Raw genomic sequence first — 14,009 nt, forward strand, 5'->3', positions numbered from 1 at the left:
TGTTGCTTATCGTTTACAGTATGTTTCACGCGCCATCAAAACAGCTACTAAAGCTGCAAGGGCAGTAATCGGGAACATCCACATTGCGTATTGAAAGTCAGCAACAGTATATTGCGCCACTGCCGCACCTGCATGATGGGACATCAGCCAGCCAAACAAAACCTGGCCAACACCGCCGCCGCCCATAATAATGACGGAAGCAATTCCAGTGGCAGCCCCAGTGTTTTCCGGTTTGTTACTTTCTGCGACCATAGGATAAGCAATAACCTGTGTACTGGTAAAGAAGCCCAAAGCAAAAAAGATAATGCTTAAGGTCAGTTGTGAAAGAGTAGTATCTAAAAACAAAGGAATAACAGTAATTAATGTGGCAACCGCACCAATAATCATTAAGGGTTTACGACGACCTTGAGAATCAGACAACCATCCCACCAAAGGACAGCCAATCACGCTTCCCATAAAAATCAGGCTTACCACGTTACTGGCAGCAATTTCTGGCAAATGGTGCACTACTTGCAGGTAAGTAGCTCCCCATAAGGCACACAAAACCATGATGGGCAGATTTAAGAATGACGTAAAGAAACCAGCCAGCCAATTTTGCGAATTGGATAAAGCCACAACAAAACTGGGAAGAATGCGCCCATTGTTTTTCCTGATTTGCACAGGAGAGTCAGCGGGTTTATCTTGCACCACCAGATAAATCCATAATAACAGCACAGCTCCCACAGCCCCGTCAATCAATAAGGCATTACGCCAACCGAACATTTCGTTCAGATGGGCAAAAGGGGTGTGAGCCATCATACCGCCAATGAATGCCATGGTGACCAGAGAACCAATAACTAAAGCTTGTCTGCGCGGAGGAAACCAGTGAGAAACAAGAACCACACAAGACAGGAAACAAAAAGCATTACCTATGCCGGAAAGAAAATGAAAGAAGGAAGCCAGTATAAAGGAGTTGGTCATTGCAAAACCGACTGTACCAATCACACAAACCAGCATGGCCGTCAAAATAACCTTGCGAGTGGAAAAGCGATCCAGAATGATTCCGGCAGGCAGTAAAAACAAGATATCAGCCCATAAATAGGCACTGGACATCCAGCTCAACTGGGTTGCATTAAGGTGAAAGTCTTCACGTAAAGGCTGGTTAATGACATCAAAGATATTGAGTTGAAAAAACTCGTATAAAAAGAAAAGACCGGCAGACAAGCAAACGACCCAAGCCATCAAGTCACCACGGGGCACGAAGGTCCTCGATTCCACTGCAACAGAATGTGACACGCTTACTCCTTATCCAGGTCTGAAAGTTGCGGCAAATTATATCAAAATTCAAATAAGATTGGTATCTTTCTTGAACAATAATTTAACGAGCCAGTCTGTATCACTATGACTCAGGTCTCCATAGTCGGCATCATGGGAACCGTAGATGTTTTGTAGCCCGGTCTGCTTGCAGCCGGGATCGAAGTGGCATTATCCCGCATGCAAGCAGGATGTCTCTTCTACACCTCTTATACACCAATGCTAAATCAGTCACTGTGCCATAACAAAACTTCCGCTTCCTGACAGTCGCGGCTCGGTTTCCGGTGCACGATGAAGTCAATACGAACACACGAAAACCGAGCCGCGACCGTCAGGAAGCGGAACAGTTATACTGGCAGGAACAGTGTTTCTACTCTGCCCCCCGGGATAGTGCCACTTCGATCCCGGCTGCAAGCAGACCGGGCTACGAATAGAATGAAACATCTTAAGTAACGTGAGTTATGGAAGTGCCATTAATCGCGAGGCCGTACTACTCGCCTCCCTGCTTTTATAATGCAATCGGCAAGTCGAAACATAAGACTCATTTCCACCAATAAAAACCTGGTCACCCTCAACTACTGCATTACCCTTACCGTCTATCCTCATGTTCATAATGGCCTTTCGCCCACAATGGCAAATAGTCTTTAACTCGATTAATTCATCCGCCCAGGCAAGCAAAAACTGGCTGCCAGGAAAAAGCTCTCCCTGAAAGTCCGTTCGCAATCCGTAAGCCAGGACGGGAATAGACATTTTGTCAGTAATTTCAGTGAGTTGATACACCTGCTCCCGAGTAAGAAATTGGGCCTCATCGATTAAAATGCAGGCAAATTTAGTCTTGTTCTGCTGCAAGTTCAACGTTATGGCATGTAAATCATCGCTGCTGTTAAATGCAAACGCCTCCTCGGATAAACCGATACGAGATGAAATAGTTCCAGATTGATAGCGGGTATCAATAGAAGGAGTAAAAAGCAAGGTTTGCATGCCGCGCTCTCTGTAGTTATGGCTGGATTGCAGTAATATCGTACTCTTTCCTGCATTCATTGCTGCATAATAAAAATATAATTTTGCCATGGAATTTTGAATCAGATTTTAAAGTCAGTAACTTTACTATGACTCGGAGGAAGAAACCAGAGGCGATTGTAGCCAGGTCTGCTTGCAGTTTTCTATTTTGCTATTCTCCGATCTACGTCGTCCTGAGCGCGTCTTTTGGCGCGAAGGATCTCCAAATACTGGCACCATGCCGCTTTCAGGAGATCCTTCGCGCCAAAAGACGCGCTCAGGACGACGTGGATCGGCGACGTGAATCGGCGATATGAATCGGGCGAGGTGTAGAAGATATAAAATATTTTCGACTCTCCTATTTGCTGTTTTAAATTTATTCATCTATACCTAATATAGGGCATGTAAAGGCGTATAAAATGGAAAGAATAAAACATACTTTCGAAAACAATGCACGCATTCTCAAGAGTAAAGTCAGCCGCTTCGCCTATATAGGATTAACTATTTCTATAATCGCTATAGTGATAGCTACCCTGGCCGTGGCTTACCAGATAGAGGGAAAGATAACCATAAACGGTATTATTAAAGCCCAGAGCACCAATGTTGCTTTATGGATGCTGGACTTGTCGCCGATACTGTTCATGTTTTGGGGGCAATCAATAAGTTCCGTGATGTCCTACACCGCCAGCGCCATGGTTATGGATCAAACCCATGAATTACGCTTGCAAACCAGTGAGTTAGCCTCACGTTCAGAACATGATTCCAGTCATGACATGTTAACTGATTTGCCTAATCGCGTGTTGTTCGTAGATCGCCTGAATCAGGCAATAAACGTTTTAAAAGGTAAAAAAGGCTTATTGGCCATTATCGCCATCAACATTGATAATTTTAAAGATTTAAACTCAGGTTTTGGTAATTACAACGCAGACCGCCTGTTAAAACAGTTTGCGCAGCGCCTGAAAAGCACCGTTGAAGAACCCATGTCGGTTGCACGCTTTAGTGGGGATGATTTCGCCATATTATGCCCTGCTCTGGAAAAACATGAGCAAGCTTATCTGTTAACTAAAAAGGTCCAAAAGGCAGTGGCCATCCATTTTGCTCTTGAAGACGTGATTATAGACATCACCGCTACCGCAGGAATTACCTTTTATCCCGAACACGGTAAAGACGCAGATACCCTGATTCAGCGTGCTAATCTGGCTATATACCATGCCAAACAAGCGGGTAAAGAATTTGCGGTGTACAATACCTCTATGGATAAGGGAAGTCCGAATCGCCTTATTCTCATGAGTGAATTGAAAAAAGCCATCGATGGAGAGCAACTGCTCGTTTATTATCAACCAAAAATTGATTTAAAAACTGGAAAAATTAAAGGATGTGAAGCCCTCTTGCGCTGGGAACATCCTACTTTTGGCATGATGAGCGCAGAAAAATTTATTCCGGTTGCAGAGAGGACTGGGCTCATTAAAGCCTTGAGTCTGTATGTATTGAAACAAACTATAGAACAAGCGAGTAAATGGCGTAACAACGGTGTCCATATTGAGGTGGCAATTAATTTATCTGCTGTCGATATTATTGATATTGAATTGCCTTATACCATAGAAAGCTTGCTCAATGTGTACGATTTGCCTGCGCGTTACATCACCATTGAACTGATTGAAAGTACCAGCTTAAGTGATCAAAGCCGTGCTGTTGAAGTGATTAACCGCTTGGCAAGTCTTGGTATAAAAATTTCCATTGATGATTTTGGTACAGGATACTCCTCATTTGTGTACTTAACCAATCTGCCTATAAACGAAATAAAAATTGATAAATCCTTTATTATGGCTATTCATGAAAATGAGAAAAAACAAGATACTGTTGATGCCATTATTAAACTGGCCACTGCTTTAAAACTTTCTGTGGTAGCTGAGGGGGTAGAAAAACTCTCTCAACTTAAAATATTAAATGAGCTAAATTGCCCTGTGGGACAAGGATTTTATTTTTCTGAGGCAGTCAATGCAGATACCTTGGAACAACTGGTGGCCTCGGAAGAAGACTTACCGCGTAAAACCAAAGGGAAACCGTCAGATAAAACTAATGTAAAATCTGCTGAAACAGCCAATGACAGTACAATTCATGTGTTTCCTTCAGAAATTAAGGATGCTTCATCCTGAGGCTCATCTGTATCTACTCCTGAATCCAGGTTGTTCTGGACGACGTGCTTGTCAGCTCCACGTCGTCCTGAGCGCGTCTTTTGGCGCGAAGGATCTCCCCATATTGGCACCGTGCCGCTTGCAGGAGATCCTTCGCGCCAAAAGACGCGCTCAGGACGACGTAGATCGGGAAATGGCAAAGATATGTAGTCTCGTAGCCCGGTCTGCTTGCAGCCGGGATGGTGCCACTTCGATCCCGGCTGCAAGCAGACCGGGCTACACCTTGAGATGAGTTCATTGAAGAGACTTGTCTTCAACAGATTAACTTCGCACTGTGTAATAACAAGGTCTTGTCATTTTTGTACACAATAGTTTTCACTAAATCAAATTTGGCAAATAATGCTTGAGGAATCTGTCCTGTTTCACTCGCCTGAATAACCAGATAATTTTCTGCATGATTCGCTAATAAGGTACATAACTTATCAATACTTTGTGTTGCCATGACTTTTCCAGATGAGTAAAACTGCGCTGAAAACGGAGCGCCCAATCCCCAATAAATCAAATTATTCTCTGTATGGGCATGTTGATTCATCCATGTTGCCACAACTACTTTTTGCGTCTTGGCTACCCAATCAGGCCTTACCTCAAAAAGGGTAGTCGCAACTAAAAAGCTGATGCCGCAACACAGGGAAACAGGAAAAATCAATTTGCTATGTTCCAGGCAGGGATTGTAACGATTCCATATTTCGCTAAAAAATAATGCGAATGCCGGTAAAGACGGAAAAACGTAGGGGTAAATAACATTACTGGCAAAAGTAAAAAATAACAACGGCGCCCCCGCGCATAAAAGCCAATAACTCACCCAACCCTCTCCATCTTTGGATAAAGCGGATAATTGTTGACCATGGCGAAACAACCAACAGCCACCCAGGATACTCCAGGGAAAGACTCCCCCTAAAGCATAAAGCCAGATTATCCCTTTTATCGTATTATGGCCAACTCCGTATTTATCGCCGCTCCATCCCGGGGTAAGAAAACGATGGAAATGCTCCCCTACAATAAAATAGTTTAAAAACCCAGGCGTGCGTATTTCAGCAAGTACATACCAGGGAAGCGCTATTGCTAAAAGTAATAAAGTCCCCTGACCCCATGGCAATCTCTGCCATAAATGCAACCAGTTTTTACGTAGCAAAACCCAAAAAAACAAAGGTATTCCAACAAGAACAATCGCTATAGGTCCTTTCGCCAACAATCCTAAACCCAGAGCAATAAAAAAAACATAAGACCATATTTTTTGTCCATCAACTACAGCATGCCAAAAGGCAACGAGAGCCAGCGTGGTACAAAAAACCAAAGAGGGATCGGTCATGACCGTGCCCGCATCAAGAAAGAAATAAAAGCTGCTGGCCAATACCAATACAGAAACGGCAGCGACTTTGACGTCGCTGTGCTTTTTTGCCAAATCCCAAATCAGCCATAAGATACCAACAGATAAAAGCAAACCAGGCAAGCGAACGGCAAATTCATTAATCCCGAATAATTGCATGGATAAGGCAGAAAGCCAGGTAGACAAGGGTGGTTTTGCCCAAAACGGGATACCGTAGTCATGTTGTAAGGTCACCCAATTCCCGGTTTCGAGCATCTTTCGTGCTATTTCCCCATACCGGGCTTCAGTTGCATCATTCAATGGAATGAAATAGCTGGCAATAATTCGACAGATGAGAAGAAAAATTAATACAAAAAGGGCATGCACTAACCATGTATCACGGAGTGAACGTGCGTTTTTATCGTCAGTTGTGCTCATTGTTTATCTTAAATTGAAAAACCATATATCACCCAGTTCGCCCATAAAATTTAAATATGCTCATTATTTTCACATATCGCAACCAATAGAGGCAATATACTACTCGTTGTGCCTAAGCACTGCAATTATCACCGGCTAAAAGAGACTTAATATTAATGAGTTCGGGATAAAAAGATTGATTTAAAATAGGCGTAGCCTTGATGCAGCGATCTCCCCAATCTCGGGAGATCAATCCTTCGTCCACCAGCTCCTCAGGACGACGTGCAAACTCCTTAAATTAACATCATGAATTTATTTGTTTTTTTAAAAAATGCAGCTTGTATAATGAAAATACATGACGACAGCTTAACTTTAGTTTACACTGGCTTTTGTAAGTTTACTTACACTTCATAGTATTGAATTTTTGGAGAACTAAACATGACGTTTGCTTTAAAGGATTTCGGAACATTAAAAAAAGAATTTAATGATAAAGTTATAGTAATCTTAAAACGGGAACAATTAGATAAAGGTCTGGAAAATCTTCCCAAAGTAGAAGACCTTCCTCCCAGAAGAAGAGATGAAATTCTTTTTCTGACCACAGTACTCTCCCAACTTGAAGCTCAAAAAGAGTTAAAAAGCCATGAAAAATCAACCATTTTCTATGGCGCGATGCTACTTATCCAGAAAGATATTAAGAATAATCTTAATACTGAAGGGATTAACATCATTGCAAGACAAGAAAAACTGGAAAACAGCTTGCTTAACAGCAGTCTTAATGAAGTAATGAATAAAAGTGCCGAAAATGCACCTACAAATCTTCAATTGACTGATTTTTACAGAGAAATCAATGCATTCATGAGGCGTATTTTTACTGAAAGCGACTCACGTAAAGGATTGAGCAAGAGCCACGCGCTGCAAGTTATTCCATTCGAAAGATTAGCTGTTTTGGCTAACACCGCTTATAAATTGGAAGAAGCTGCAACAAAAGCGTCCATAGCTGAGATGAATAAAGAAGGCAAATCCAGGCCAGATGCTATGACCGTAACAAAATCGGCTCCAAAGGCGCTCACAGATGCACTAGGCTCATGGGAAGATTTGAAAAAATCACTGGAAAACTTAATTCAGGATGAACGTGCCACCAAAAACAAAGCGACTGTTAAAGCGCTAAGTCCGCAAAGATCAGTACAATTGCAATTTTTGCAAACTGTGACACAGTCTCTCACCGAATCAAGAAACTGGGGTATTAACGATGCTCAAAAAGTTGCGATCTTAACCGGTTGTATGTACCTGGTACGAGAGCAAATTCGTGTTGAGTACAAAATGGACACGCTGACCAGAGATGATATACCTAAAGGTCTTCTGTCTTCTGGTTCTGTAGTTCATGATAAATTAACTACTTTGCTAAAAGCCAAAACAGAATCTGTAGAAAATATTGAGGCATTAGTTGCAGCAGCGAATGAATACATTCGTCACATGGCTATTGAGCGAGTAGTGACCAAGGAAGGAGTCAAAACCAACTTCAGAGCGGAACATATTTTCTCCACTATTGAAGGCCTGGATTTAACTGCATTCCTGAACCTGGCACTAAAAATGATTAAGACCTGTCGTCTTGAAGCACTGCAACGTTGCGTTACTGATGTCAAAAATGAACTGGAAGCAGCCAAACCTAAAGAGGCAACCCCTTCCTATTTTTCATCAGCTTACAACTGGTTTTCTAAAAAGCCATCTAAAGCTGAAGAAGATGACGATGAGGAATTGGAAGATTCAAACGAATTAGAACCTTCCACTGCACCAAAAGTTTAATATCACAGCATCATTACCTACTTCCCGCAGCCTGTCTGCGGGATTTATCAATATCGAAAATCACTTCAAATCAGTATTCCACGTCAGAAAACCTTGATTACGTTTCACTGCATCAAGGCTACAACCCAAAATATATAAAACTGTGGCCTTGATGCAGCGATAGCGTAATCAAGGTTTTCACTTTAAAAGACTTAAAATTAATTATCATTAAAATGTCACTTGTGATAGGCCATTTCGCTTAATTTTTGTTACAATAGCGGCAATAGATAATCCCATTCACTTTAAAATACGTACTTTCTAATGAAAATCAAACTGGTTACGAAAAATATTATATATTCTCTCCTGCTTTTACTTGTTGCAACACACCAAGGGTTAGCTCAAAAAAAAGTAGCGATTACTATTGATGATTTGCCTTTCGTGGGAGAATACAGGAATTTTCATCTCAATATGATGATGACTACCATGAAGGATCAGCACATTCCGGCTACCGGATTCATCATTGCCAGTGAAGTTCGTTCTGACAATTGGGAAATACTGCAAAAATTCCGCGATGCGGGTTTTGGTCTCGGAAACCATACCTTTTCTCACGCTAATCTGAACAGGCTTGAGACCAAAGAATACATACGCGAGATAGCAAAAGCCGATAAATTATTATCCCCTGTAATGACTGAGCCCAAGTATTTCCGTTATCCCTATCTGGCAATGAGCTCAGGAGAAAAGAAAAACAAGGTACTGTGTTACCTGGCCAAACACAACTATCAGGTAGCGCCTATCACTGTGGATTCTAAAGATTTTGTATTTAACCAAAGGTTGCTCGCTGTGCCAGAATTGGACAGACGTGCCTACCTTCATGAAATGAAACCTTTTTATATCGATTTTATCTGGCAACAGACGGTAAAAGCGGAAGAACACACCCAATACCATCACAACCCGGATCAGGCGCAAATTTTGTTAATTCATGCCAATTTGCTCAATGCTTATGTGTTACCTGATATCATTAATTTATATAAAGAAAAAGGCTATACCTTTGTCAGCCTTGAAGAGGCACTGGGTTCTTTTAAAGAAACCGCTCATTGCCCGCAAATGCCTGTAAAGACGCAGCTTGCCAAAAAGGAAGCAGAGCCTAAAACCGAGCATAATGATAATAGTATCGAATCGTTTGTGGATTGGGATTAGTCCTTACGACTTTCCCTGACCTATCCCAGAACCACGTCGTCCTGAGCGCGTCTTTTTGCGCGAAGGATCTCCAAATACCGGCACCGTTCCATATCCAGGAGATCCTTCGCGCAAAAAGACGCGCTCAGGACGACGTGGTTCTGAGAGTTGACACCAATACGCGAATACAGACTACAAAATCACAATTAATTTTTATTAATCCACTTATCCAATCAAATCCATGGTATAATTGTTCCAAAAATAATCATATTGAATTGGGTAGATTCTGTAGCCTTTTCGCGCCAGAACAAGAATTTTAAGGAAACAACATGAGTTTTACATCTTTGGGTTTAATAGAGCCCATACTTCGAGCTGTTAGCGAATCAGGTTATACAGAACCCTCTCCCATTCAGGCTCAAGCCATACCGGCAGTATTAAAAGGTAGTGACGTTCTTGCCTCAGCTCAAACAGGCACAGGTAAGACAGCCAGCTTCGTTTTGCCTATCCTGCAAAAAATAAGCGATAAACCACGCATGAAAAACAATCGTGCACGCGTATTAATTGTTACGCCTACCCGAGAGCTGGCAGCGCAAGTCCATGAAAGCATTATCCAATACGGACGGCATTTACCGTTACGTTCTGCCGTAGTTTTTGGTGGGGTAAAAATAAATCCGCAAATGATGAAGCTACGTGGTGGCGTCGAAATCCTGGTCGCAACTCCGGGACGTTTGCTGGACTTACATCAACAACGTGCCATACAACTGGATGAAGTCGATACTCTGGTTTTAGATGAAGCCGATCGCATGCTCGATATGGGTTTTATACATGACATCAGGCGAATCATTAAACTCTTGCCGAGAAACAGACAGAATTTAATGTTTTCAGCTACTTTTTCCGAAGAAATTCGCACACTGGTTAAAGGAATATTAAACCAGCCAGTGGAAATAGATGTTGCTCCTCGCAACACTACTGTTGTTGCCATTAAGCAAACGGTTCATCCCGTTGATAAAAGCCGTAAGGCAGCATTGCTCAGCCATTTAATTCATAAAAACAAATGGGGCCAAACCTTAGTCTTTTCTCGTACCAAACATGGTGCCAACAAACTGGTAAAGCAATTGGCTGATGAACAGATTTATGCCGCAGCCATTCATGGCAATAAATCCCAATCGCAACGAACCAAGGCTCTGGCCGAGTTTAAATCAGGTGAATTGCATATTTTAGTCGCAACAGATATTGCTGCTCGTGGTATAGACATCGATCAGTTACCTTGTGTTGTCAATTTTGATTTGCCTCAGGTTGCTGAAGATTACGTGCACCGCATCGGTCGAACCGGTCGTGCGGGAGCATCTGGTCTTGCGGTTTCGTTGGTTAGTGCCGATGAGGTGGGTCAATTAAATGCGATTGAAAAACTCATTAAGCGCAAATTAGACCGCGTTGAGATAGAAGATTTCGAACCCAACCATAATCTACCCGCCTCAGCCCCGCTTACTCCGCCTAAAAGGCATGTTCCCTTTAAGAAAAAGGCCTCTTCTCCTGCCAGTAAAAGAACAGAACGAAAGCCTTTTGGAAATCAAAGCCAAAAGAAACCCGGGAACAAAAAATTCTCCCAGGGGAACTCTTCCCAATAATTGATGCTCCAGGAAACGCAATCTGGCATTGATTCCGACATCCCTCGGCTTGTCCGAAAGATCCAGGGCAGAAACACAGTCCCTGCCAGTATAACTGTTCCGCTTCCTGACGGTCGCGGCTCGGTTTCCGATGCACGATGAAGTAGATACGAACGCACGAAAACCGAGCCGCGACCGTCAGGAAGCGGAAGTTTTGTTGCGGCACAGAGCATGATTTAGCATTGATGTAGAGCATAGACTAAGAGGTGATCAACAGACAGCTGCAAGCAGGCCAGGCTACGTGCTTTAATGTGATCCTGAGTGAAACTAAAGTTCCCCCTCCTTCATTTTGCAAATTTTCCCAAAGATTCGCCAAATTTCAACTATACTTAAAAGTAGTGTATTAAATTCGAACACAGGATGTGGCTTTGAACAGGACGTTAGAAAGCGTGCATAGAATCAGGCTAAAAGATGCCTGTATTCCTTTGTTAACTTCTCAAATCAAAAAAACGAGAGGAAAAGGAGTTATTATTCTTAATACACCCAAAGGACCATGTCCTGCACCAGCAGTAAGTCTGGTTAAAAAGAATTGTTTCATGGCTGCGTTCACACTAATAGAACTGTTAGTGACTCTCTGCGTAGGCGCTATCCTTTTGACTCTCGCTATGCCCTCTTTTAGAGAAATGTTATTAAACAGCAGAATGTCCGCTAATGCAGATGCTTTTATTAATTCCTTAAATTACGCCCGCAGTACTGCCTTAAGCCAGGCAGTGAATGTGCAAGTTTGCCCGCTGGGAGCTTTAAATTCAACAACCTGCGGAACGAACTGGAACTCAGGATGGATAGTAGTCACCCAACCCGCTTCAGGAGCAGGTACCCTGCTTAAGACACAGCAAACTTCCAGTATTGATCCGACTCTGTCAGGAAGCGCTTCCAGCGTTGTTTTTGACCCACAAGGATTAGCCACAACCCAAAGTAATTTTACGCTCTGTGATAACCGAGGGGGAACATCCGCCCGGTCAGTATCAGTACTGGCAACCGGATACGTACAATCAGGTGCAATACCAGGACAGGCAGTTTGGAATAACGGCTCGATTACATGCCCTTGATGGAGGCTTGTATTTATGATGACTAGACACAGTACTCTCAGCAAGCACAAGGGTATGACCCTATTGGAATCCCTGATTGCTATAGTGGTATTAGCCATTGGCATGTTAGGAATTGCGAGTATGCTGATGCAATCGAGTAAGGCGAACAATTCCAGTTACGCCAAACTCCAGGCCGTACAGGCTGTTTACGATATTTTCGATAGAATTCGTGCCAATCCTGCTGCTGCCATTAGTGGAAACTACAATGTAAGCAATATAGGGAGCAATGGTTTACCTACTTCTGTTTCCACACCAGGTGTTTTATGTAATGCCGCGGCATGCACTTCGGCTCAGATGGCCGCCTATGACACCTGGCATTGGCTTACCAAAGATGTGGCGCAATTGCCAAATGGCAGTGGCTCTATAACGTCCTCTCTTTCAGGTGTGGCAGGAAATACGGTCATTACAGTAACAGTACAATGGGATGATAGTCTCGCACAAGAACATTTAGGGGCAAGCAGTGCAGCGACTGCGAACCCGAACTTTGTCCAACTCAGCATACAGAGTCAGATATGAACTATTACGGCCAATATCAAAAAGGGTTTTCAATGGTTGAATTAATGGTGGCCTCCCTCATCGGATTGATAATCAGCTATGCCGTATTACAGATATATCTTGCCCAAAGCAAACTCTATAAAACGTCCAGTTCTCAGGATCTAATCCAAAGCAGTGAAAATGCCATTTCAAACCTCATCTCCCCCATCATTCGCTCCGCAGGATTTACCGGATGCGGGAGTATATCGACAGCGGTCTCTAATTTAAATGTGGGAGGACCTGCGCCCCTGGGCACACTCAACACCAATCCAACTCTGATTATGGGTTATAATGGCAGTGGTACAAGTTACACCCTTACCCAGAATCCTGCCAACAGTACCAATGCGGCCAGCTGGACTCCATCCCTGGAAACAACGCTGGTCGGCAATGTGGCACCAGGCAGTGATGTGGTTATAGTTTTTGGCTCATCCCCAGGCAGCACTCCTTTAGCGATTACCACCATTGATTCTGGAAGCAATGCACTAACCGTGCAAAGTATAACCGGAGCCACTATTGCGTCCGGGCAATATGCCGGTGTATCCGATTGTGTGAAAACCGTCATTTTTCAGGTTACAGGCGTGGCCGGTACGACCATTACCCATAATTCTGGAGGAGGAATTTTACAAAATACCTCCAGTAGCTTTCCTGTCAGCTTCCAGGTGGGTTCGCAATTTGTCCGAATGCAACAAACTGCCTTTTTTGTAGCACAGGGACAAGGGGGACAAAGTTCATTAATGCGGGCTACCCTGACAAATGGTGCCTGGAACATTGAACAACTGGTCCCTGGCGTTGAAATTATGAAAGTACAATACGGTATCGGAACGAGTGGAACTATTACACGATATGTTTCTGCCAATGCAGTGACTAACTGGTCGCAAGTCTATGCGGTTCGTCTTGGCTTTTTAATTGCAGGCCAGCCGGGTTCTGGCACCTTAAACACAGGGGCTTACACAGTTCTCGATACTCAGGTTACCGTACCTGATGATAACCGTCTCCGCCATGTATTTGAAATCACTATTCATTTGAGGAATGCTTTATCATGAATACTTTATCTTCCATTTCTCAACGAAAGCAACAAGGTTATGTTTTGTTAACCACTCTTGTTCTCACCATCATGATCACGGTAATGGCTTTAACCCAGGTGTCCAGCAACACAACCCAAACACGAGTATCTACCAATGCAACGGATACGGAAATCAGTTTTGAAAAAACAGAAGGTGCACTGAATGAAGCAATCAATCGGATTATTAATTCAACATATACCGCAGAAACCTTTCTTCGCAACACGAATGGTTTATATTTATTCGACCAGACGGCCGCTCCATTATGGAAGACAGTAAACTGGTCCAGCACTGCAGATGTCATTAACAGTTTTCAGGGCAGCTCGGGTACTCAGGCAAGCTATATTGTTGAACAATTACCTTCTGTTGTTCAACCAGGGCAAAATATGTCTAAACCGACACGAGTGTACCGAGCAACTGCGCGGTCAGTCGGAGCAAATGGAAACACTTCCGTAATGATCCAAAGTACTGTGCAAATCCAACAATAGGTT

The 14,009-nt window shown here is 43.1% G+C and carries 11 protein-coding genes; 8 read left to right on the forward strand and 3 right to left on the reverse strand.

Features of this window, described 5'->3' with window-relative positions; all coding sequences use genetic code 11:
* Nucleotides 1-6: 6 nt before the first annotated feature.
* Nucleotides 7-1,275: an MFS transporter gene (locus B094_RS0103960; RefSeq protein WP_018576502.1), complete on the reverse strand. Its 1,269-nt coding sequence runs from the start codon at nucleotides 1,273-1,275 to the stop codon at nucleotides 7-9.
* Between the two features lie 477 nt (nucleotides 1,276-1,752).
* Complete coding sequence (locus B094_RS0103965; protein ID WP_018576503.1) at nucleotides 1,753-2,364, reverse strand: thymidine kinase; 612 nt, start codon at nucleotides 2,362-2,364, stop codon at nucleotides 1,753-1,755.
* Between the two features lie 347 nt (nucleotides 2,365-2,711).
* On the opposite strand from B094_RS0103965, the gene B094_RS15680 reads away from it, so the two are divergent.
* A complete protein-coding gene (locus B094_RS15680) occupies nucleotides 2,712-4,448 on the forward strand; it encodes a putative bifunctional diguanylate cyclase/phosphodiesterase (protein WP_018576504.1) in 1,737 nt (578 codons plus the stop codon).
* Between the two features lie 292 nt (nucleotides 4,449-4,740).
* On the opposite strand, the gene B094_RS0103975 is transcribed toward B094_RS15680, so the two are convergent.
* Complete coding sequence (locus B094_RS0103975) at nucleotides 4,741-6,231, reverse strand: ArnT family glycosyltransferase (RefSeq protein WP_018576505.1); 1,491 nt, start codon at nucleotides 6,229-6,231, stop codon at nucleotides 4,741-4,743.
* A gap of 417 nt (nucleotides 6,232-6,648) precedes the next feature.
* Here B094_RS0103975 and B094_RS0103985 point away from each other — a divergent pair, with 417 nt between their 5' ends.
* The 7 genes from B094_RS0103985 (at nucleotide 6,649) to B094_RS0104015 (ending at nucleotide 14,006) form a co-directional block, all read left to right on the forward strand.
* Nucleotides 6,649-8,013, forward strand: a complete 1,365-nt coding sequence (locus B094_RS0103985; protein ID WP_018576507.1) for a hypothetical protein — start codon at nucleotides 6,649-6,651, stop codon at nucleotides 8,011-8,013.
* A 300-nt stretch (nucleotides 8,014-8,313) separates the two neighbouring features.
* Nucleotides 8,314-9,189, forward strand: coding sequence for a polysaccharide deacetylase family protein (locus B094_RS0103990; protein ID WP_018576508.1), 876 nt, complete (start codon nucleotides 8,314-8,316; stop codon nucleotides 9,187-9,189).
* 308 nt (nucleotides 9,190-9,497) lie between these two features.
* Nucleotides 9,498-10,796 carry a DEAD/DEAH box helicase gene (locus B094_RS0103995; RefSeq protein ID WP_018576509.1) on the forward strand — a complete coding sequence of 433 codons (1,299 nt, stop codon included), beginning with the start codon at nucleotides 9,498-9,500 and terminating at the stop codon, nucleotides 10,794-10,796.
* Between the two features lie 401 nt (nucleotides 10,797-11,197).
* A complete protein-coding gene (locus B094_RS0104000; RefSeq protein WP_420324237.1) occupies nucleotides 11,198-11,884 on the forward strand; it encodes a GspH/FimT family pseudopilin in 687 nt (228 codons plus the stop codon).
* Nucleotides 11,885-11,899: 15 nt separating this feature from the next.
* Nucleotides 11,900-12,439, forward strand: coding sequence for a type IV pilus modification protein PilV (gene pilV, locus B094_RS0104005; protein ID WP_018576511.1), 540 nt, complete (start codon nucleotides 11,900-11,902; stop codon nucleotides 12,437-12,439).
* Nucleotides 12,436-13,500, forward strand: a complete 1,065-nt coding sequence (locus tag B094_RS0104010) for a PilW family protein (RefSeq protein WP_018576512.1) — start codon at nucleotides 12,436-12,438, stop codon at nucleotides 13,498-13,500. Before pilV ends, B094_RS0104010 begins: the two co-directional genes overlap by 4 nt.
* Nucleotides 13,497-14,006, forward strand: coding sequence for a pilus assembly PilX family protein (locus tag B094_RS0104015; RefSeq protein WP_018576513.1), 510 nt, complete (start codon nucleotides 13,497-13,499; stop codon nucleotides 14,004-14,006). Before B094_RS0104010 ends, B094_RS0104015 begins: the two co-directional genes overlap by 4 nt.
* Nucleotides 14,007-14,009: the final 3 nt, after the last annotated feature.

The organism is Legionella shakespearei DSM 23087 (genome assembly GCF_000373765.1).
GTDB lineage: Bacteria > Pseudomonadota > Gammaproteobacteria > Legionellales > Legionellaceae > Legionella > Legionella shakespearei.